Here is a 22,800-nt window from a genome sequence, read left to right on the forward strand (position 1 = left end):
TTGGTAGGATGAGTTTTTAGTAGGAAGTAGAGCAATCGATTTAAGTACTTAAAATTCTGCTCCTCGACAATTTAATTTCTTTTAAGAACTTATTCTCTCAACTACAAAAGGCATGGCTAGACGGTATACCAGCCATCCTAAGAGCAGTCCTAGTATGGCAAGAAGACTCACAAGCCAAAATCCAAATGGATTTGATACCACACCTGTTGTCGTTAACTCGCGCGTCGTTACTAGTAATGGAGTGACTGGATTCAGTTGTACAAGTGTTGCTAATCCTCCTCCGTTAGGAAGTGGATAAACTACTGGCGTTAAAAATAGCCAAAAGCCAGTAACGTAAGTAATCCCTTTGAGAATGTCGTTATATAAAACTCCTAAAGGTGCTAGTAGCAAACCGAAACATGTTCCTAGTATGACTAAGTGGATTAATGCTACTGGCGCTAAGATCGCAGTCCAACTTACTGGGATCTGATACCACAAAAACAACGCTATAATTAAAATTAACTTAATAGCAAAACTAAAAAAGATCTGACCTAGTTTAGCTAGAATCAGTGCTTCTCGCGGAAAATTAATTTTAACCAACATTTGCTTTGCACTAGTAACTGCTTGAATAGGGCTAGTTAGTGCTTCTACGAATGTCTGCCAAAGGGTCATGCTAAACATCACGTAAGCTGGATAAGGCATGTCTGTTGCTCCAATATTTACGATATTGGTATTGTTAGCAAAAGTGAAGCCCAAAGCTGTGATAATAGGTGGAATTACAGCCCAGCAGATTCCAAGTAAGGACTGGCGATATTGAGCGCTAATGTCTCGCACCATTAACTGCCATGCTAGTTCCCGAGAAGCAAGTAGATCTCGCGCCATCTCTTGACATAGCCGAACCGGATTTCTCAGTTGGCTATCGGGCTTATAAACTACCTTAGACAATTTTTGGTTAACTAATCGAGTCATCTGCGGTTGTTTACCCCTTGTTTTATATATTAATTAGCTATAATTCTAGATGAGCTTTTCAATTTCTCACTCTAAGTTTTAATCTCTTCGTGAGTTGGTCAAAAGTAAACTTTTTCAATATTGAATGGCTTTAGATGTTATTTACATGCTATTCTGGAGAGTGAATGATGTCGATACCATAAAGTTCAGTCCTAAGAGACTTGAATGACATTCATCTCTAAGTTGTAAAAATTGCTAAATTTTGTTCAAAAAATACACTGTTCGCGCCGAACAAAATGAGAAAATAACGAATGCTAAAGCCGGAGTTTCTATCGATCCAATTGTGTCTTTACCTATAGCTATTGAATTTTCACAAAAATATCTCCATAATTGTATTCCTGGCGAGAACGAAAACTATTAGGAAAAGACTTAAGAAATTCTTTGACAGGTAACCATTCCTGAAATGTAAGCAGTAACGTTTCTGCTGGCGTAATGTTAATATATAATTCTCCAAGGTGCGACAAATAGTCAATACACGCAAGGGTTTTATCAATATTATCTTCCTGAAGATGGTATTCAAATGAAATTAGGGGTATTGGTTGTGTTAATCCCTTTAATACTTCATACTCCCATCCCTCAACATCGATCTTGCAGTATTGTGGTTCTCCAAATTTAGCGATCGCGCGATCGAGAGTCACTACTGGTACATAAACACTAGATACAACTTCACTTACTGTCCAATTCTGGTCTAAGCTTGAGTGAGCGTGGTGAGTATGAACGTACAATTCAGTAATCCCAGGTTCTGCACCGACGGCGCATTCACATTTAGCTAATTTGCTACGATAGCGACTGCATCGTGCTGCAAGTTCTTTCATACAGTTAGGTTGTGGTTCAAATGCTACTACTCTCATACCGGCTTTGAAAAGTGCTTCTGTCTTCTCACCAATGTTTGCACCGATATCGAAGCATAGGCTGTCAGGTTCTAGTAGCTGAGAGTAGAAAGTGACTTCTTGATGAAATTTTACTAGACGCTCTTGTTTTAGCAATCGCCAATATAGAGTTCGAGCTGGGTGATACAACCGATTAGACTGGTATAGATGTTTTATGGTAGAAAAGTTTGCCATCGATCTCAATTCCTAGTAATTTTGTAGCCTGCTCCAGGCACGATCAGTGTATTGTCAGTACACAGCTCAACCTTTTCAGAAGGTGTAGACAAATCTTGTTTTCTTTCCAGCATCTCAGCTATGAGTTCTCTAGCTTTGGCTACTGCAACCTGCCAATTTAGACGCTCTTGGTATTCTGAGCGTGTAGCGTTTGCTAGCCGAATATATAGATCGAAATTGCGAAAAGTCTCTTCGATGTATGCAGCATATGTAGAAGCGGGCGTGCTTGCTGGAAAAGATACACCATTTTTTCCGTTTTTAATAATGGTGGGAATACCACCCACGGAACTCGTAACACAAGGAATACCAAATGAACAAGCTTCACATAGAACGCAACCGTAAGCCTCTGCACGCGCTGGATGAACCAAAAAGTGAGATTGTTCGAGTAGATGCTGCAACTTTGTACTGCCTTCACTGGTAAACTTATCTACCCGCCCGTGAATGCGAACTTTATGACTGATTGCTGGATCGACTGCGAAGTCTGAACCGATAATATCCAATGTCGTAGGAATGCCCCTCTGATTGAGAATACGACAAATCTCAACAGCGGTATCACCACCTTTGCGTTCCCACTCAATACCAATAAATAGTAAGCGGCACAAATCACGCGATCTGCCAGTGATATAGCGCTCAGTATCTTCTGAACTCACTACAAAATCATGGTTCGCACCAAACGGTACTACTGCGACTTTGGCAGATGGAATACCGTAAGTTGAAGTCGCAGTTTTATACGAACATTCAGAGGAGAATATATTTAAGTCTGCACGATTCATCGCCTTACGCTCGTGCTTATGAGCCCAGTCAACGCTGAGGGGATGAAGATTTGAGTATACTTTGTAAGCGTCTTGTATGTCAGCAAAATTAGCATCTCGCCAATAGACAAGTGGAAGACTAGGCGGGAAGTGAGCCATCACAGTAGAATCTTGAGCGAGCAAAACATCTACTTTTCGCTCGGCAACTAGCTGCTCTGCCTGCCGCGCCATTTGCTCTAGAATAATAGGATGGTATTTCCCATAGGCATGTGGAGTAAACACTTTTAATCGATTAAGTACTTTAATCCCCGTATTCACAGACTTAGCTATTAAGTTCTGTTGAACTGGACCAATATATTCAACTCGATCTCCTTGAGCTTCAAATTCTTTTAGAACATGCCATATAATCCCAGAAAATGCTCGGCGGTGAATCTCTGGATCTGCTAAATTCCATCGAGAAACAAATCCAATTCTCATTATTAACCTACTACAATCTTTTTAGTTGCTTGTGAATCAATCTAGTTTTTAGTGAAAGGTTAAAAATTGCGATCGCCAATCAGGATAGATTTATCTATACTATGCTTGATATACATACGCTCAAAAGACTTCAGTTTTAATTTAAAGTTTGGGGAAACGTTAGGCTCATGATAGCTGTTAAGCTCAAACTTTGTTGATATGGAAAAGTTCGGATATTTTATGGAGGATGAGCGACGCTATGAATATATGGCGGTTTTATTTGAATTACGAACATCTAATTGGGACATCTAATATAGAACTTATCTTATTCTTGAAGTTCTACAAAAAACTTACCATGTTCTCCACACAATAATTCTTCCACGGTAGAATTGCTCTCAATAATTTGTTGTCGATCGCCTGAGTTGCTCATAGGAGACAGAAATAATTTATGTTTTCCTATATACCATAACCGTCGATTACAATAAGGACAGTAAATAGGTGGAATGTTTCGATCTTGTCCACAGTGGTTTTCAAGCATAAAAGAGTATAGTTGAATAAGGATAAGTGTTGATGGCAACGAGTACTTTACTTTGAAATAAAATACTCGTTGTCATACTTGTCTTTTACGATCGGTTATCATATTTCAACATTTATCATCTTTAACTCAAATGAAAAGCACTATTTCGTGGACGCATAGTAATTTCATTTAAACTATAAATATTAGTTTAGTTTACTAATAACTAACCATCGCGAAGGACTGGAAAGGATATTGTTAACTTCACGCTTTGTTTAGAAGTAATATAGGTTAATAACTTATTGGATTTATTTTGTTTGAGTCTAAATTCAAAGAGCTAATTTTAAAAACATTGTAAACAATGAAAACAAAATGCATTTTTCAAACCAAATATGCAGTAGCTCGTAGAAATAGCTACTACCTGACATTTTATACCGAGTGGTTTAATTCAATATCAGGCTAATTGTTTAACATCCGAAGCTCTGAAGGGACGCGCTCGGCGATCGCATACCAGACAGACAGAATTTGAGCGTCAGTCAGGCGCTCTATATGATTAATAAAAATTTGACAAAGCACGTCAGTATTATTATTAGCTAATAATGAGATTGTAGAGAAGTTAGCATTAGCTACGGTGTAACTCAAATGATTTTCGTTTGAGTTTTGAAACAGCGATTGACCATACACGAGCGATTCTGAAGCATGTTCTTCAGGCTGTAGTTCTTGCTCATTTGTTAGTAAATCAGATGTAGGTACAATAGAAACAGAAGTAGGCTGTTGTGGATAACTTACTGCTTTTAAAGATGAATCTTGTCCTAAAGTTTTAGCATCAATATCGATTGTAACTGTTTCGGTTTCAGGTTGAACGACTTTTTATATTTCTGAGTAATTACCTTAGCTTTGGAGTAAGTAATTGTCTCTCCTGAACTAGCGCGACGGAGAGCCTCTTGACGAGCTACTTCAGGTGTAGAAGGAGCAGCCAGAAGATAGAGGGCAGAATTAGCAATATTTAAATGGGTAAAATTTACACATTTAAACTGTTCCTGACTTGGATGAATTTGGTTGAAGCAGAGACACTCCAATCAAATTCAGCTTTTAGCCACTTTCGGAAATGTCCGTGTTCTAGCTGTTGCTTAACTGCTCTCAACTTCTGTCCGATATGAATGATATCTTGAGAGGTACGACGCATTAAACTTTTGATCTCAGTGGTATTTTGCTGAATAGCGGCTCGCGTTTCACTGTCTAGTTCAGCATAGTTAAAAGTAACTATCTCAGTAGTAGATGATAGTTCTTGTAATTCAGAAGATAGCTGAGTTGAAGCCATAGTATTCTCCTTCTCTCAGAATTAAAAATGCCAGAGCTATTGATATTGCATTGAAGTATGGATTTTATTTAAGAAATAGCTCTTCGTATAAACAAACTACTAATTTTAAATATGCGGAGTCTATTAACTACTGTCCAGTGGGGAAAGTTCAGGTATCTTATAGTAGTCGGATAATAGTATTATCAAGTAAATAGTAAGTTCATAGAATAAAACTATTTATTACATTGTTGTTGCAATCGTTAAGTTGCTAATATTGGCTCAAACAGAGAACTACAGTTTTTGTCCAAGTACGTATCTTTTTTTGAGGGAGCGCGAAGGTACATAAAAATCAAAAAGAATATTGAATTTGCCAGAAGGTGCGATTACTACGGAATCTAGAAGCCAATAATTATGAATTAGAAAACTAGTTATACTTAAACTTCTTAGTTCATAGGGAACGCTCTCTCTAAACTTATAGATAATTGTTCTTTCTGCTACAGACAATAAGATTTTATGAACTACAGGAACCGTTCCTGAACTTTCCTGTATCGACAACCTCTATAGAGAGGGAAATAATAGAATGTGTTTACTCAATCAGCACTCTTTATTCTTTTGCCAATGAACAAGGCAAACATAGCGAATGCTATATGTTATTCATGATGCTCGGCAATTTCAAATAAATTGCGCATCCGTAGAAGATTTACGATTTATTGTAAAATTCTGAATTCAATCGGATTTGCGATAGTAATGGAATCAGCGCGTCTAGCTCATAAAATCTAGAACGCTAGCGTAATAAAAAATGTTATCAATCGAGTTTTTCAAACTAAATTTTGACCGTACTCTGTTGAATTCATCCAAAATAGCTCACTTACTGGTTTAGCTCAAACTAATCGTTCTGATAATTTGAACAAATAGTATTGATTTAACAAAATCTATTATTCTAAGCTGTGATATGCAAGCTCGCCTAATTGCTTTTTACCTTCCTCAGTATCACCCTATCCCAGAAAATGATGAATGGTGGGGTAAGGGATTTACTGAGTGGACTAACGTCACTAAAGCTAAACCTTTATTCTCAGAGCATTATCAGCCTCATTTGCCTGCCGATTTGGGCTTTTATGACTTGCGTCTATCCGAAACTCGTCAGGCTCAAGCAGACTTAGCTAAAGAGTATGGAATTTATGGCTTTTGTTATTATCACTACTGGTTCAATGGCAAGCGCTTATTAGAACGCCCTTTCAATGATGTTCTAAATTCTGGAAAACCAGATTTTCCTTTTTGCCTTTGTTGGGCGAACGAAAATTGGACGAGAAGATGGGATGGTAAAGAGCAGAATCTTCTTCTCAAGCAAGTTTACAGCGAGGAAGACGATAGACTACACATGCAGTGGCTTGCTAAGGCATTCTCAGATCGTCGATATATCAAAGTTGATAATAAGCCTTTATTTTTAGTGTATCGAGCTACGAAACTACCAAATCCGAAGCAAACCGTAAAAGTTTGGCGTGAGGAGGCAAAAAGACTTGGTGTTGGAGAAATTTTCCTCTGTAGAGTCGAAAGTTTTGCTAGCGAACAAGACGATCCAGGATTGATTGGCTTTGATGCATCCGTGGAGTTTCAACCAGACTGGACTCAACTAGGTTTGCCTCTGCAAAAAGGTAGGCTTTGGCATCTAGCTAGAAAGTTAGGACTAGCCCATCAAGCTTATGGAACTCACAACATATATGAGTACTCTACTGTTGTTAAACATATGCTTGCGAAGCCAAATCCAAGCTATCAGCGATTTCCCTGTGTAACGCCGTCGTGGGACAATACTGCACGCCGTCAAGCTGGTGCCATAATTCTCCAAAATTCTACACCTCAAGTTTACGAGTCTTGGTTAAGAACTATTGTTGGCAGAACTTTAGCTAGTAACTACTCTACCGAGAAAATTGTTTTTATCAATGCTTGGAATGAGTGGGCTGAGGGCAATCACCTTGAACCTTGTCAGAAATGGGGACATGCTTATTTAGAAGCTACTCGAATGGCGCTGAGAGATAGGAAAACTGACTTTACAACCTCCTTATCAAGAGAAACATGCCTAAAGTAAGCGTTATTATTCCAAATTATAATCATGCTCAGTTTCTCGAACAACGCATCCAAAGTGTCTTAGATCAAACTTATCAAGATTTTGAAATTATTTATTTAGATGATGCTTCTACAGATAATAGTAATGAGGTATTTGCAAAATTTGCTAACAACTCTAGGATTCGAGCAATTTACAATCAAACGAATAGTGGCTCTCCATTTAAACAATGGAATAAAGGAATTCGTTTAGCACAGGGAGAGTATGTTTGGATTGCCGAGTCAGACGATTACGCAGATAAACGACTGCTTGCAGAGCTGGTTGACAAGCTAGATAATAATCCTACAGTTGGGTTAGCCTATTGCTTGTCATGGTTTATTGATGAGCGCGATCGCTCTATATTTAATAGTAAAGATTTACTCTATTTCCCCGACAAGGAACGATGGGAGAAGGATTTTGTAAATAATGGAATAGATGAATGTAGTAAATACCTAATTTTTGAAAACATAATTCATAACGCTAGTGCGGTTTTGATTAGGCGTAGTATCTACGAAAAAGTAGGATATGCAGATGAATCTTTGCGGCTCTGTGGAGACTGGTTACTGTGGGTAAAAATGCTTCTTGTTTCTGATATTGCTTTCATAGCAGAACCGCTTAACTATTACCGCGCTCATTCAGAAACAGTAAGATATGAGGCTAGTAGAAATGGAGTATTCGCAGAGGAAAGCTATCATATTGTACGTTATATTTTAGCTAATATAAACTGCCCGAAAGAGGTTGTCGAGCAAGTCTGCGAAACGAGAATTCATCGATGGTTGAAAATTATGTTTTCCAAGAATGAGAAAATCTCTTGGAAACGCCAATACAAGATCTATAAAGTTGCTAGTACGGTAGACTCAAAACTCAAGTTTAGACTTACTAAAAAAATTCTTAAGAATCTTTTATTACCCGTTTAGTTTTTTGAGTATTCAGCATAATTCTTGATTTTTTTTCGCTTGTAGCCTAAACCTTTTATCCTACGTCAGTTTGTTAGTACTGAAAGAAAGAAGAATAACTTACCGACCTAAAAAAAGAAAGGATAATCTTTATGAAACTTGCAAGCTCAATCCGATATGGCGGTCAATTAGTGGCAGCAGAAGAATGTAGTTATGACGATTTTTTATTATTAGGTCTTCATTGCCCAGAATGTCAGGAACCTGTTATCCTACGGAATACTTATCAACGACAACTCCAGAATGGAAAAATCGTTAACATAAGTGCTGCATTTGTTCATAGAAAAGCGATCGATCCAGCAACAGCTCAATTATGCCATTTGCGCGTCAGTCGTTACGATAAAACAGAGATCGAGCATCGTGCTTCGATCGCCAGGGGTCAACGAGAAAAGCTCTTAAATATGTGGTTTTGGGAAGTCTTTGGTGCTTATAGTCCTTCGTTTAATATGTATAAGAATCTTTTACAAAAAGAGGGCTTTCCCAAAAATTTGTCGCCAAGGCTAAAACTCTTTAAGCAGTACGTTAAGAAAAATAAACAACAGATTCTCAAAACTGCCAGACTGCTTGTAGAGCAATCTCCGAGCGTCCTTGACAGAGCCACTTTACTAAATCCTTCTCCTGATGCAAAAGAGCAAAAAAATCATTTTTTAAAAGTTGCTAGGCGTGTTAGTAAACTTAATATCGAACTCCACTTAGCTATTTGTTCAGAAGTTTTAGATTTTTTATCACAACCTCGCTCTAACGACCTACTCCTCAAGGTTGCAATGTTGTGCGTATTAGCAACGCACATGAGTGAAGATAGCACTTCGCTAGCAATAGAAGAAGTACTACCGATATCATGGTTTGTATCATGGCTAGTTTTCACCCCGTGGGCAGATGAATTTGCTAAATTATCTGACAAATCTCGTCCAGAAGAACATACTACACAACAGCTCAAACAGGCAGAAAAGGCTTTGAGACGTATGGTTAGACAGTGCAGAGCTAGAAAACAACCTTATGATGAGGCTCAGCTCAGGGAGCAGTTACTTTCTACTGTTTCAGTTGCTAGAAATTAACTCGACTAACGTAATAACTGACAGATTTAGATTAAAGTTACAAAAGGTACTGAGGATGCAACAACAAAAGCGCGCATTAATTACCGGCATCACAGGACAAGATGGCTCTTACCTCAGTGAGTTTTTGCTAGAGCAGGGCTATGAAGTGCATGGTATTATTCGTAGAACCTCTACATTTAATACTGACCGAATCGATCATATCTACGAAGATCCGCACCAAAAGGGAGCGCAGTTATTTTTGCACTATGGAGATTTAACTGATGGCACTACATTACGTCGCATTTTAGAAGAAGTTCAACCAATAGAAATTTATAATTTAGGCTCTCAATCCCATGTGCGCGTGAGTTTTGACTCGCCAGAATATACTGTAGATTCGGTGGGAATGGGAACGCTACGCTTGTTGGAAGCGATTCGCGACTACCAGCACAGAACTGGAATTCAGGTACGGTTCTACCAGGCAGGATCTTCAGAAATGTTTGGTTTTGTGCAGGAAGTGCCGCAAAAGGAAACCACACCATTTTATCCACGTAGTCCTTATGCCTGCGCTAAAGTTTACGCCCACTGGCAAACAATCAACTATCGCGAATCATATGGGCTATTTGCTTGTAACGGCATACTGTTTAACCACGAAAGTCCGCGACGAGGAGAAACTTTCGTCACTCGCAAGATTACACGCGCGATCGCTCGGATTGTCGCTGGCAAGCAAAAAGTTCTCTACTTGGGCAATCTAGATGCTAAAAGAGATTGGGGCTATGCCAAGGATTACGTCAGAGCCATGTGGATGATGTTACAGCATCCACACGCAGATGATTACGTCATTGCAACCGGTGAAACCCACTCGGTGAAGGAGTTCCTCGCTCTCGCTTTTAGTTATGTCAATCTGGATTGGCAGCGTTACGTGGAATTTGACGATCGCTACCTCAGACCAGCGGAAGTAGACTTGTTGATCGGAGATGCTACTAAGGCGCAACAACAGTTGGGCTGGAAACCTTCAGTAACATTTGAGCAACTCGTCGCCTTAATGGTAGAAGCCGACTTGAGAGCTATAGGTCAAACTTCACCTAACTGTAGTGATACGTATGCGATCGAGGACATTGCCACGATTCGGCATGAAATGATGTCTTCCCATAATTAAAGTAGTCATAAAATGACCTGTCGAAGTCATTATTTTTTTTATCTAATTGAGGTTGTTATCAACCAATGGTTACTCAATCGAGAGCGGTTTTAGTAACAGGCGCTGCCGGCTTCATTGGTCGATACGTCTCCCGTTACTTTTTAAGGCAAGGTTGGACTGTTATCGGTATCGATACTTCTTCTGTTAAACATGCTTCCCTACTCAACTTATCAGCCTATTACCAAATTCATCTACCAGATATGGCATTAGGCGATTTGTTACAAAAACACTCTCCTCAAGTTTGCATTCATTGTGCTGGTAGCGCCTCCGTTAATTTATCTGTTACAGATCCAGCTAAAGACTTCTACGCTAATACAGGAGTGACATTTGAGCTACTTAATACTTTGCGTCTTCATGCTCCAGATTGTCGGTTTATCTTTTTATCGAGTGCAGCAGTTTATGGAAATCCGCAGTCACTTCCTGTGAGTGAATCTCATTCTCCTCTGCCAGTTTCACCATACGGATTTCATAAATGGCAGTGCGAACAATTGTGTTTAGAGTTTACTAATGTTTATGGTTTACCAACTGCTAGCGCTAGAATTTTTTCAGCTTACGGTCCTGGTTTACGACGACAGGTAGTCTGGGATATTTTTCAAAAAATCATTACGCAAAGGTCGCCAACATTACAAGGAACGGGTCGAGAAAGCCGTGATTTTATTCATGCTATTGATATCGCTGCGGCTTTATTTGTTATTGCAACTACTAGCTCTATGCAGGGTGAAGTTTATAATATTGGTAGCGGTCGTGAGGTGACTATTGCAGAGTTAGTAAGTTTAGTTCTAGATACACTATGCTACGACTGTAATCCAGCATTTGATGGAGTTGTACCCACAGGTGTACCGCTTTATTGGAAAGCAGATACAACGAAATTAAGTGCTTTAGGATTCGATCCAACTGTGAGTTTGGAACAGGGCATTAGCTCTTTTGCAAGCTGGTGTCGTGCGGAATTAGTAGGGGTATAACTGATATAGCGACTATGATGCGTAATGAGTGATATAAAAAAATTAATGTATCTAGAGGATATATGTCTCTAAACCGAGGCAGACATGAATATATTATTTGTTTGAGAGAACAAAACAATTAGATAGATTGATGTCCAAATAAGTTAATGCTAATGATGAAATTTCGACAATAGACCTACTAATACACTAATCCAGTCAAGCTCGATTAAAAATACATTTATTTTTACAAATTAACTTTTTTCTTTTGCTATTGTTTGCTATTATTTAAAGTAAGTTAAAAAGGATAGTAACATTCAGGTAAGTCATAATTGTTTGAGTCATGAATATCTGACTGGCTGACTTCTAGTACAGGATGAGGTTTTCAAGAAGACACTCCGAGTACATTTTAGCTACCTTTAGATAAGATAGTTTGGTTTTTAACAGAAACAATGAGGTTGTACGATCGCTATTTTTATTATTTTTAGCTTCCGAAATACGCTATTGCGATCGCCAATTCTTGCAACTATCATTTTAATGTCAGCAAACCAATCTTATCGGCGCAGCGAGACAAAATCTTCTTTTTCGCACTGCTTTCGACTTAACGATAATTCATTCTCTCTGCACCTCACTCCAACCACGTACTTGAAAGCATCTGTTAAAACATTTAACACTGAAGGAATTAGTGATGGCTGATACTAGTCTAGATAACGAGCGACTGTCCGTAGAGCATAGAGTAGAGAATAGAGCCAATGCAACCGATCTTCGGCAACTATTTACAGTTTTACTGCGTCGCCGCCTTTTGATCTTAAGTCTTTTCTGCATTCCTCTGTCCGCCTCAAGCTTTCTGGCACTGAGGGCAAAGCCGACATATCAGAGTTCTATGCAGTTGCTAGTCAGCTCTAATCTTTACCAGGGACAAAACAGTAATGCACAAGGAGGAGTAGAGGAGAGTGATTTTACTGACTCAAATCTTAAAGTTGATTACACGGCGCAACTTAGCGTGATGACAAGTCCAAAGCTCGTCGAGAGAGCTGTGGAACTACTTCGTCCTGAGTACCCTGATATTACAGTAGAAGAGATCAACGGCAAACCAGCAAAAGTTAAACAGTCACCGCTAAAAGTAACTCAAGTAGAAAGCGGAACAAAAACTTTGCAAACACTCAGTCAAGTTTTTGAAGTGACTTTTGTAGCAGGAGACCCGATTAAGAGTCAAAAGGTTCTTCAAGCACTACAAAATGTCTATCAAATTTATAATTTAGAACAGCAAAAATTACGCCTAACCAATGGACTTGCTTTTGTTAACGAGCAATTGCCCAAAATCCGAAAAGATGTGTCACAGGCTGAGGCGAACCTAGAAAATTTCCGCAAGCAAAATAAACTACTCGACCCAGAAGTACAGGCAAAAAATTTGTTGGATGCACTTGCGGCTGTCGAGAGCGAGCGACGAACAATTCGTGCCGAGTTTCAGGATCAACAAGCTCGCTACAATAAGCTACAGCAGCAAATAAGTCGATCGCCACAGCAAGCACTCATTGCTTCTCGTCTCAGCCAATCTCCTCGTTATCAGTCATTGCTAGATGAAATTCAAGCACTAGATGTCACTTTAGAAAAGCTGCGGGTGCAATACAGAGACGATTACCCCAAAGTTCAAGATTTACTCAAGCAGCGTCAAAATCTAATTGGTTTATTACGTACAGAAGCAGGGCGATCTGCGGATCGATTACCTGCCCAATTAAGTGCCACAGAAAAATCTCTACCCAAACAACTACAGCTTGGCGATTCTGACCGGAAGCTGGTTGATGCCTTGGTTGATGCACAGGTAGTTTGGTTTGGATTGAGTGCCCGCGACCAAAGCCTTGCTAAATCGGAACAGCAACTGCGCTCTACTCTGCTTAAATACCCACAACTATTAGCAGAGTACAACCGTCTCATGCCAGAAATTGCGATCAATCGAAAAACCCTGGAGCAACTTCTCCAGACGCAACAAAATTTGGGGATTAAAATTGCGCAGGGCGGATTTAACTGGCAAATTATCCGAGATCCCGAACCTGGCGTATACATGGGAACTGGCAGAATAATGCTTTTGGTATCAGGAGCAGTATTTGGTTTAGTTTTAGGTATTGGAGCTGCCTTTCTTCTTGAAGCACTCGATGATACTATTCACTCTTGCGACGAACTACAGAAACTGAGTTCCCTACCTGTATTAGGTATTACACCAAAATTACCCAACTTTGAGCTTAAGAAGCCGTCGATCGCTCTACCTTTCTTCAAACAGCAAAGTTTAACCTCTCAACGAATACAAGCATTAAACTGGTTTCCTTTCCGCGAGTCGATGGATCTGATATATCAAAACATTCAAATCTTAGGCTCGCCCCTATCCTTCAAGTCTTTGCTACTAACTTCAGCACTGACTGGTGAGGGTAAGTCAACGCTGGCTGCGGGTATGGCACTGAGTGTAGCCCGTTTACAACGGCGAGTTCTCCTAATTGATGCGGATCTACGACGCTCCAATATTCACAAACTACTGAATCTATCTAACGATCGAGGGTTATCTACACTATTGACTGAGGAAGCAGATGTACGGGAGCGAGATTGCATTCAATCTGTGCAACCTTCACTGGATGTTTTGACGGCAGGACCAACACCAACAGATATAGTGAAGCTATTAAGCTCTCAACGTATGAAGCATCTAATCGAGTCTTTTGAACAATCTTACGATTTGGTACTCGTAGATGCTCCTCCTGTATTGGGATTGGCGGATGCCAGCATTGTTGCATCACTCTGTAGTGGTACTGTAGTGGTCGAACGCCTTAATCGCGTGACTCGATTTGACCTAAATCAATCTTTGGAAGCCTTGAGCAAGCTGAACGTTATTGGAGCCATAATTAATGAGTCTAAGGAGTGCAACAGTAGATACATTGCTTATGACGGAAGTACTCAGAATTACTTAGAGCGAGGTTTTACAACTAATCCCAATTTAGCCGGGAAAGGAATTTTCTAGAATTCAGTCGTGAGACAGTAAGAACACACAGGCTGCTAGATTCTCAGATGACTTGGGAGAATACATCGTATTCCAAGAGATTTTCCAACTTAGGTTCCATCTAGTTTCACCTATAGACAGATGAGATTGCTTAAACCTTCTGCCAAAAGATCCGTCCTTTTCCATGTTGTTCTGGCGATCGCATGTACAGCAACAGTGGTTCTTTCTACTTTCAATGATGCTGTTAGTACGTCTGATGCTTTTCAAGTTAAGGTGAGTTCAAAACAACCTGGTAACTTATTTATTGAGTCTCAGCCAGTTGACTTAATGATTCAAGTTTTAGGAAATAAGCCTGACGTTGTAGAGTATAAGATACGGGAGCATAACGGTTCTTGGACTAGCAATGCTAAGATTCCATTACGATCTCAGGTCGATCCACTTAAAGGGATTCCGTTGCATCTTCAACTACCTAGTCGTGGATTGTATTACTTGACAGTTTCAGCACGCGCAGGGCAGTCAAAAGTTGAGGCTAAAACCAAAGTTGGGGTGGTGTTCGATCCTAGTCCAGTTAATCCTGACTCTCGCTGGGGTTTGTTTACAATTCCTTATGATGGAGAAAACGATCCTGCTAAAGCAGCCGCTTTAGCTCGCAGCCACCGACTACTGGGTGCTGCTTGGAGTCGCCTCAACTTTTGGCATTGGTCTTATGAAAATCTACAAGTTAAGCCGACCTCAGCTCAAGCGCGGGATTTAAAAATCTCTGCCTCTTCAAATCAACTTCAGCCAACAGATAAAACAGAGTCTGACAACTTTTTTCAAAAAATCGTTGCAAAAGCTGATTTTCTGAAACTGCATACTTTGTGTCCCTTGCTTAGTGCCAACAAAAATGATTCGCAAGTTTCAGTCAGTTTTAGCAAGTGGAAAGGAATAGCTCAGGCTATGCATCGGGAAGGGATTAGCGTTATGGGCGAGTTTGCAGAAATGCCTCGCGAATTGTCTTCTCGTCCGCAGGAAACCCAAGAAACAGGCGAAGGTGCAGCAGTATGGGCGCGTGTAAAGCCGAGAGACTATCAGTTATGGAATCAACTTGTGGAGAAAACTGCGCGGGAGTTTAAGCAAGAAATTCAATTTTGGGAAATTTGGAACGAACCAGATGCTAATAACTTTTGGTTAGGAACACCAGAGGAATTTGCCGAACTGATCCGGCAAACTGCCAGAGCGGTAAAGTCTGGTAATCCGAAAGCTCAGATTGTTGCATCTGGCTTTACTAGTCATGGCGTGTCCTTTCTCGATCGAGTGCTGAAGCAAGGTGTAGCCCCTCTGATCGATGTCTTTTCTTTTCACACTAATGACTTAGCCCCTTATAAAGCTTTACTCTCAAAACACGGCGTGCCAGCGGAACGTCCCATCTGGGGAACGGAAGATCCAACTTTAGTTAGCCTTAGAGGGATGAAGGAAGGATATGCACGGCAATTTCATTTCTTTCACAAACGATTTGGCACGAATTACGATAGCTTTGCTGCACTTGTAGATCGCGACTTAACGCCGCTCCCAGATGGAATTACTTACTCAGTAGCGGCGCATATTATCGGTAACGCGCAAGTAGTGGAAAGTATAGATCGCCCATCCGCGCAAATTTACGTCTTTCAAAAAGGCAATGAGGCGATCGCAACATGGAAAGTCTTACAAGCTGGTTTGAGTGGTGGAAGTGTCACTTATGCAGTAACACCTTTACCAGGTAAAACTCCTCAGCTTATTGATGCCATGGGTCGCAGCAAACCCCTAAAGCTTAAGAATGGTGAGGTCACTCTACCAATCGACCAAACGACTTTCATCCGAGATGCAAGTAAAATTAAAATAGCCAAGTACAGCCTACCGCGAGAGAAATCCGATCCTTTACAGTACGTATTTTTAGCCAAAACAGGTAAATGGACAAAGGAATGGATGTTGGCGCAACCTGGAAAGCACAATCCTCCACCTGCAAGTGACTTTTGGCAACCTTTTCTGCAAATATTTGCGAGCAGCGAACCCAGTCCAGAAGGATATGCAGTCGAGATCCCGATTAATGTTCCCCAGCAGGGACGTTATCAGTTATTGTTTATGGGCATAACTACGAACTCCTTACTTGAGAAGTATCGTTGGACCTCACCGTTTGCATGGAGTATTGATGGAGGTCAGAAGACACAAGTTACAGCTCCACTTAAAAGCTATTGGCGTGTCAATCGACAGACACAAACTAAGAATGAATTGGTCAAACCAGCGGAGATGGCAGCTACGGGTGGTCCAGAACTTTATCAAGAACTTGGTGTTGTAGAGTTATCTCAAGGTCAGCATACTTTTCGCCTTGAGTTGACCGCAGGACGGACAACTCCAGATAAACTCTATACCACTTTTTTTGAAGGTATTGTTCTAAGACCTATTCAAGAAAACTAAGTTTGAGTATGAACTATTAACGGGCGATTGCCTTACTGAAAGCTTGCACGAATCATTTAGCGATCGCTAGTAGATCAATATTATCAGTCTTAGTTAGCATTAAGCTGTGGATAAAATTTTTCACGACTGACGCTTTTCAACATCTGATTACTAGTTACTAAACTATTCAAACCTTAGTCAAAAAATAACTGAACATGTTATTTACAAACTTAGAATTTGCTATTTTCTTTTTAGTGACTTTTATTATTTATTACTTGCCGTTTTTTCAAAAACAGCAGCCCATAATCATTATTGCTGGAAGTTTTATTTTCTACGGATGGAACTCCTCATGGCTTACTGGATTGCTAGCGCTATCAATTAGCCTTAACGCGATTGCCAGTTTTCAAATAATCAACTCATTAAATAAACGTAAAAACACTTTTGGATGACTTTAGGCATAGTAGGAAACTTGCTTATTTTAGGCTTTTTAAATATGGCATACTTATAACTAATTTTATTACTACTACTTTTCATACATCAAATATTTTGACTGATAGCGTTATCACCTTATTATCCGATCTACCAGTACCTATTGGTCTGTCTTTTTACACATTTCTATCTATTAGTTTACTAGTCGATCTTACTAGAGAACAAAGTTTCGTTCTAAGAGGAAGTTATAGCAAAAAATAAGTTTCAGACATCATCTTATTAGCACGTCATTGTTTATTACTTTCTTTCCAAGCTTAATTTCGGGACCTATTTCAAGAGCAAACAACTTCTATGCTCAAATTCAACCAAAATTTTTGAAGGATATACCTTGGTACGATGTTTTGCGATCGCTGATAATTGGCTATTATTTAAAATGGTAATAGCTGACAATTTAAAGGATTACACGTACTGGATTAGCTTTCCTTACTATCAAAGCTTAGGAACTATGACAAATATAGTTCTATTAGTTGGCTATTCAATACAAATATTTGCAGATTTTGCTGGTTACTCATTAATAGCCATAGGTCTAGCTGCGGTTCTAGGTTATAGACTACCACAAAACTTTAATTTTCCTTATGTATCTCTCGCTGTCAGAATTTTGGAGACGCTGGCACATTTCATTATCAACATGGCTAAGGGACTATTTATACTTTCCTTTGGGAGGGAATAGAAAAGGTAAAATTAGAACCTATATCAACTTGATAGTCGTTATGACACTAGGCGGACTGTGGCATGGAGCAACATGGAACTATGCAGTATGGGGTATTTTCCACGGCTGCGGATTAGCTGTAGAAAGATTACTAGGTGTCAATCAAACATCAAAAAAATACAAGATCGTTCAAACTCTTTTGGCAGCAATTCTTATTAGATTTAATTCGTTGGTTTCTTATCTTTAGCTTTGTCTCAATTGGTTGGATCTTTTTAAATTAGTTAATTTTGATGCTGCAATAGATTTCTTTATCACTTTAACTAGAAATATTCATCAAAGACTGTCTCTCGATCTTATCGTTCCCACTATTCTATTTTCTTTGCCAGTTATTATATCCCACTCATTTTATTTCTGATTTATAAATATTTTTCTAGTAGTAAACTACTGAAAAATATTTCATTAAAAGTAGTATAGATTTAGTCTTAGGAATACTACTGGCACTGACTCTTCTCGATGCTGGTAGCACCGATACATTTATATACTTTCAGTTTTAGAGGCGATCGCATGTTTTTATTTCTAACTTAAGTTTAGTAATTCGTCCGTTACTAGTTTGTATAGCTTGCCTTATTTTATATCAAGGTTCTATATTTTATGGTCTTTTACCTTCTAGTGAAGGAATCAATCAATGGCAAGCTAATATTATTAAAGCAGAGAAATATATTTACGATCGAGACTCAACACCTATTGTTTTAGTAGGAAGTTCATTGGCAAATAATCTTCCTATTAAATATTTCAGCGATCGAGCAACTAATTTAGGTATGTCTGGGGTTCTACCCAAACTGGCTTAGAGATTGTTAGAAGAAAAACATAAAACCGAGTTTATTATTAGTTGAATTGAATGACACTATTGGTCGAAAATTAGATACTAAGTTAGTCAATCCTTTATTTCATCCTTTAACATCATTTATAAAAATTCATTTTCCGATGTTTAGACAAGAATATCGTCCTACTAGCGTTTTGATGCAGTATTTAGAAAATGAGTACAAACAAAGAAATGTGAAAGAAGTTGAACGCCAAGATGAAAAGCAAGTCATTAATTCAGATTTTCGTAAAAATGATAGAACAGTTGGTTGAGGATCGTAATATTGAACTAGATACTCAACAAAAACAGTCGATTGTAAGAGAAGCTGAATTTATCAAAAATCAAATTGCAGATATTCAAAAGAAGCTGTTCGAGTCATTTTATTTGATATACCTGGCGAACCAGTTGTTGACAATACTACAAAGCAAAGGCAAATTAGAGAATTACTAAAATCACTTTTTCCGAAAAACTCTTTTGAGTGGTTACCAGAATTAACTGCTGGTAAATGGATAACGAGTGATGGAATTCATTTAGTCCAGTCAAATGCTAAAGAATATGTTTTCCAACTTGATAAAGTGATTAATAAATTACTGAACGAAAATCACAAGTAACTGAGTTTTTCTGAGTTTTTCTCCATTGAAACTTAGGTTTTAAAAATTTAGTATAAGGGAGTTAAAACTACTTTTGGAGATGCGATCGTGCAAGCGTTAAATGTTGCTAAAAGTGCAGTAAAGAATTTTGCTTTTCACAAGCTAGGGAGATGTAATGTATGTGGAAAAATATCGTTATTCGTCTGCTTGGATGTGGATATGGCACGCAATAATATGTACTGCATGTTTTGTCGTAGCTCGTCCAGAAAAAGACACGTTGCCAAAATCATTCTTAGTGAAGTTATTCAAAATACCCCTTCTATTTCTTGTATTCCGAAAAAACAAAGCTTAAAAATTTACAGTACTGACACGAATGATGCTTTTTATAAAGTATTACGTAATTATGACTCATACACATCCTCTATTTTTTCACCTGATATCAAAACAGGAACGGAAATTCGTGAAAGGGTGTTTTGCCAAAATTTAGAAAAATCAACTTTTGATAATGAAACTTTCGATCTTGTCATCACAGAAGATGTATTTGAACATGTAAGAGATTATCAAAAAGGATTTTCTGAAGTCAATCGAGTTTTGAAAACAGGAGGTTATCATATATTTACTGTTCCTTGTTATTTTGATAGACCGACTCTTGTTCGCGTTGACACTTCTACGGATGAGGACGTATATCTTTTGCCTCCCGAATATCACGGAGATAAAATTCGCGGCAAGATTTTAGCCTATAGAACTTTTGGAATCGATCTTTTTCATTTCTTACACTCGCTCGGATTTGAGACAAGAGTGGATTTTTCTAATTACTCCGACCAAAAACTAGGAATTTTTAATAGCTATGTTTTTATTACTAAAAAGGTTTTTCATCATGAAAGTCTCTCTGTCGCCACGGTAGATCCTAGTTATTATCAACTGCATTCCAGCGGAACTTAACGTAAAACTAGTCGTTTTACATAATCAACTGAGGTATATCAAATGAAAGGCATTATTTTAGCTGGTGGCTCTGGAACTCGACTTTATCCTTTAACTCGTGTTGTTAGTAAGCAGTTAATGTCTGTTTACGACAAACCAATGATTTACTATCCCTTATCAATACTAATGCTAGCGGGGATTAGAGAAATATTGATTATTTCCACACCTAACGATTTACCGTTGTTTCAAGAGCTATTGAAAGATGGTAGTCAGTGGGGATTAAAGTTTAGTTATATCGAACAGCCTAAACCTGAAGGGTTAGCGCAAGCTTTTATCTTAGGTCGAGATTTTATTCAAAACGAACCAGTTTGTCTGATTCTGGGTGATAACATTTTTCACGGACATGGGTTAAGTGAAATATTGGCTCGTGCTTCCATGCTTCGCAAAGGAGGATTAATATTTGGTTATCCAGTCAAAGACCCGCGACAATACGGTGTAGTTGAGTTCGATCCTCGCGGACGTGCTGTCAGTATTGAAGAAAAACCTCTCATTCCTAAGTCCAAGTATGCAGTACCTGGAATATACTTTTATGACTCACAGGTGGTGAAAATCGCTACGAGCCTTAAGCCTTCTGCTCGTAATGAGTTAGAAATTACCGATGTGAATTCGGTTTACCTCAACCGAGGTCAGCTAAGAGTAGAGGTTTTGGGTCGAGGATATGCTTGGTTAGATACAGGTACACACGAATCGTTGCATCAGGCAGCTAACTTTATTCAAACTTTAGAAGAACGGCAAGGACTAAAAATTGCTTGCATTGAAGAAATTGCCTATCGGCAAGGATATATTGACTCAGTTCAGTTGCGCTACCTTGCTAAACCTATGCTCAAAAGTAGTTATGGAAGATATTTGATGGAGCTTCTAGACGATGAATCTCATGTTATGACGACACTCAGCGAGCTAGAGCAGGCATTTTATGCGCTTAAAGGATAGAACCATGAGAGTTATAGAAACTGCCATTCCTGACGTTCTCATAATTGAGCCGCACGTGTTCGGAGATAACCGAGGCTTCTTTTACGAAAGCTATAACGAAAAGGCTTTTTGGGAAAAAATCGGCATTTCAGCTCGTTTTGTACAAGACAATCATTCTCGCTCTACCAAGAATGTACTGCGTGGTCTGCACTATCAAATTCAGCAACCTCAAGGCAAGCTTGTAAGAGTTGTACAAGGAGCCGTATTTGATGTTGCGGTAGATTTAAGAAAGCAATCGAAGACTTTCGGTCAATGGGTAGGAGCCTTCTTAAGTGCAGAAAACAACCAGCAGCTTTGGGTTCCTAAAGGCTTTGCTCACGGGTTTATGGTACTCACTGAATATGTAGAGTTTTTATATAAAACCACAGATTATTATGCTCCACAGCACGAACGCTGTGTTTTGTGGAACGATCCCGATCTGGCGATCGCTTGGCCTCTTGAAAATGAGCCAGTTCTATCTGCCAAAGATCGAGCTGGGAAATTGCTACGAGAAGCAGAGGTATTTGCATGAAAATTCTATTGACAGGTATAACTGGGCAAGTAGGTTGGGAACTACAGCAGACCTTAATGCCTTTGGGTAAAGTCATCTCTACAGGACGCAGCATTAGTCAAAGAGCGCTGCAAATGGATTTGGCTCAACCAGACACTATTCGTCGGACGCTGCGCGAAGTTAAACCCACCTTAATCGTTAACGCTGCTGCGTATACATCTGTGGACAAAGCTGAATTAGATTCGGATACAGCAATGGCAGTGAATGGAATTGCCCCTGGCATCATTGCAGAAGAAGCAAAATCACTAGGTGCAGCAGTCATTCACTATTCAACAGACTACGTGTTTGATGGCAAAAAAAGTACAGCATACACCGAGCAGGATTTACCCAACCCTCAAAATGTTTATGGTAAAACCAAACTCATAGGCGAGCAGGCTATTGAAGCAGTGGGTGGCTCGTATTCTATCCTTCGCACTAGTTGGGTATATAGCCGACATCGGAACAATTTTCTGCTGACAATCCTGCGGCTAGCTCAGGAACGAGAGGAATTGCGAGTCGTTAACGACCAAGTTGGATCTCCCACCTGGAGTCGCTTAATTGCTGAAGCTACAGCACAAATTTTATTTCAAGCCACAAAACAAAATCTATATGATTTCTTAGCTCATAAAAGTGGGATATATCACTTGAGTGCTACAGGACAGGTTAGTTGGTATGGTTTTGCTAAAGCGATTCTCGAACAAGAGCGAAAGTTTAACACGTTCAAGTTACAGAGGTTAGTCGCGATCGCCTCAGAGCAGTATTCTACACCAGCAAAGCGACCGACTTATTCTGTATTGAACAATCAAAAATTATCTGATACATTCGGGATCGTATTACCAAACTGGCAAAGAACCCTACAGTTGTTACTGACTCCAGAAGCGATCGCAAGTTAACTGCTACAGCCCTTTCTGGTTGAGAGCTATTGAAAACTATCAGGGTGTTTTGGCATCGCGCTTCAGCTCTTAAAATGCTGACTGAATGCTAGTTTGAGATTTCACTTTTCGAT

The 22,800-nt window shown here is 39.3% G+C and carries 18 protein-coding genes; 13 read left to right on the forward strand and 5 right to left on the reverse strand.

Going from position 1 to position 22,800, the window contains the following annotated elements:
* Positions 1-81 precede the first annotated feature (81 nt).
* The 5 genes from N4J56_RS26280 to N4J56_RS26300 form a co-directional block, all read right to left on the reverse strand.
* A complete protein-coding gene (locus N4J56_RS26280) occupies positions 82-948 on the reverse strand; it encodes an ABC transporter permease (RefSeq protein WP_317109121.1) in 867 nt (288 codons plus the stop codon).
* Between the two features lie 338 nt (positions 949-1,286).
* Positions 1,287-2,051 carry an FkbM family methyltransferase gene (locus tag N4J56_RS26285; RefSeq protein ID WP_317109122.1) on the reverse strand — a complete coding sequence of 255 codons (765 nt, stop codon included), beginning with the start codon at positions 2,049-2,051 and terminating at the stop codon, positions 1,287-1,289.
* A gap of 5 nt (positions 2,052-2,056) precedes the next feature.
* Positions 2,057-3,319, reverse strand: coding sequence for a glycosyltransferase family 4 protein (locus N4J56_RS26290; RefSeq protein ID WP_317109123.1), 1,263 nt, complete (start codon positions 3,317-3,319; stop codon positions 2,057-2,059).
* Positions 3,320-4,271: 952 nt separating this feature from the next.
* Complete coding sequence (locus N4J56_RS26295) at positions 4,272-4,454, reverse strand: hypothetical protein (protein WP_317109124.1); 183 nt, start codon at positions 4,452-4,454, stop codon at positions 4,272-4,274.
* A 379-nt stretch (positions 4,455-4,833) separates the two neighbouring features.
* Positions 4,834-5,133 (reverse strand): DUF3102 domain-containing protein, encoded by a 300-nt coding sequence (locus N4J56_RS26300; protein WP_317109125.1) that lies wholly within the window; start codon positions 5,131-5,133, stop codon positions 4,834-4,836.
* A 931-nt stretch (positions 5,134-6,064) separates the two neighbouring features.
* Here N4J56_RS26300 and N4J56_RS26305 point away from each other — a divergent pair.
* The 13 genes from N4J56_RS26305 (at position 6,065) to rfbD (ending at position 22,687) form a co-directional block, all read left to right on the forward strand.
* Positions 6,065-7,195 (forward strand): glycoside hydrolase family 99-like domain-containing protein, encoded by a 1,131-nt coding sequence (locus tag N4J56_RS26305; RefSeq protein WP_317109126.1) that lies wholly within the window; start codon positions 6,065-6,067, stop codon positions 7,193-7,195.
* Positions 7,183-8,127, forward strand: coding sequence for a glycosyltransferase family 2 protein (locus N4J56_RS26310; protein ID WP_317109127.1), 945 nt, complete (start codon positions 7,183-7,185; stop codon positions 8,125-8,127). Before N4J56_RS26305 ends, N4J56_RS26310 begins: the two co-directional genes overlap by 13 nt.
* Positions 8,128-8,258: 131 nt before the next feature.
* Positions 8,259-9,218 carry a hypothetical protein gene (locus tag N4J56_RS26315; RefSeq protein ID WP_317109128.1) on the forward strand — a complete coding sequence of 320 codons (960 nt, stop codon included), beginning with the start codon at positions 8,259-8,261 and terminating at the stop codon, positions 9,216-9,218.
* Between the two features lie 55 nt (positions 9,219-9,273).
* Positions 9,274-10,353 (forward strand): GDP-mannose 4,6-dehydratase, encoded by a 1,080-nt coding sequence (gmd, locus tag N4J56_RS26320; protein WP_317109129.1) that lies wholly within the window; start codon positions 9,274-9,276, stop codon positions 10,351-10,353.
* A 65-nt stretch (positions 10,354-10,418) separates the two neighbouring features.
* Positions 10,419-11,354, forward strand: coding sequence for an NAD-dependent epimerase/dehydratase family protein (locus N4J56_RS26325; RefSeq protein WP_317109130.1), 936 nt, complete (start codon positions 10,419-10,421; stop codon positions 11,352-11,354).
* A 664-nt stretch (positions 11,355-12,018) separates the two neighbouring features.
* Positions 12,019-14,334 (forward strand): polysaccharide biosynthesis tyrosine autokinase, encoded by a 2,316-nt coding sequence (locus tag N4J56_RS26330; RefSeq protein ID WP_317109131.1) that lies wholly within the window; start codon positions 12,019-12,021, stop codon positions 14,332-14,334.
* A gap of 120 nt (positions 14,335-14,454) precedes the next feature.
* Positions 14,455-16,746 carry a GH39 family glycosyl hydrolase gene (locus N4J56_RS26335; RefSeq protein WP_317109132.1) on the forward strand — a complete coding sequence of 764 codons (2,292 nt, stop codon included), beginning with the start codon at positions 14,455-14,457 and terminating at the stop codon, positions 16,744-16,746.
* A 1,043-nt stretch (positions 16,747-17,789) separates the two neighbouring features.
* Positions 17,790-18,110: an MBOAT family O-acyltransferase gene (locus N4J56_RS26340; protein WP_317109133.1), complete on the forward strand. Its 321-nt coding sequence runs from the start codon at positions 17,790-17,792 to the stop codon at positions 18,108-18,110.
* A 647-nt stretch (positions 18,111-18,757) separates the two neighbouring features.
* The gene (locus N4J56_RS26345; protein ID WP_317109134.1) at positions 18,758-18,997 is read left to right on the forward strand and encodes a hypothetical protein; all 240 of its coding nucleotides are present in this window, start codon (positions 18,758-18,760) and stop codon (positions 18,995-18,997) included.
* A gap of 426 nt (positions 18,998-19,423) precedes the next feature.
* Positions 19,424-20,257 (forward strand): class I SAM-dependent methyltransferase, encoded by an 834-nt coding sequence (locus N4J56_RS26350; protein WP_317109135.1) that lies wholly within the window; start codon positions 19,424-19,426, stop codon positions 20,255-20,257.
* A 42-nt stretch (positions 20,258-20,299) separates the two neighbouring features.
* Complete coding sequence (gene rfbA, locus N4J56_RS26355; protein WP_039713788.1) at positions 20,300-21,226, forward strand: glucose-1-phosphate thymidylyltransferase RfbA; 927 nt, start codon at positions 20,300-20,302, stop codon at positions 21,224-21,226.
* 4 nt (positions 21,227-21,230) lie between these two features.
* Positions 21,231-21,776, forward strand: coding sequence for a dTDP-4-dehydrorhamnose 3,5-epimerase (gene rfbC / locus N4J56_RS26360; protein WP_015156569.1), 546 nt, complete (start codon positions 21,231-21,233; stop codon positions 21,774-21,776).
* Positions 21,773-22,687, forward strand: a complete 915-nt coding sequence (rfbD, locus tag N4J56_RS26365) for a dTDP-4-dehydrorhamnose reductase (protein ID WP_317109136.1) — start codon at positions 21,773-21,775, stop codon at positions 22,685-22,687. The genes rfbC and rfbD overlap by 4 nt, the downstream gene beginning before the upstream one ends.
* The last annotated feature ends 113 nt before the right edge of the window (positions 22,688-22,800 follow it).

The organism is Chroococcidiopsis sp. SAG 2025 (genome assembly GCF_032860985.1).
Taxonomy (GTDB): Bacteria; Cyanobacteriota; Cyanobacteriia; order Cyanobacteriales; family Chroococcidiopsidaceae; genus Chroococcidiopsis.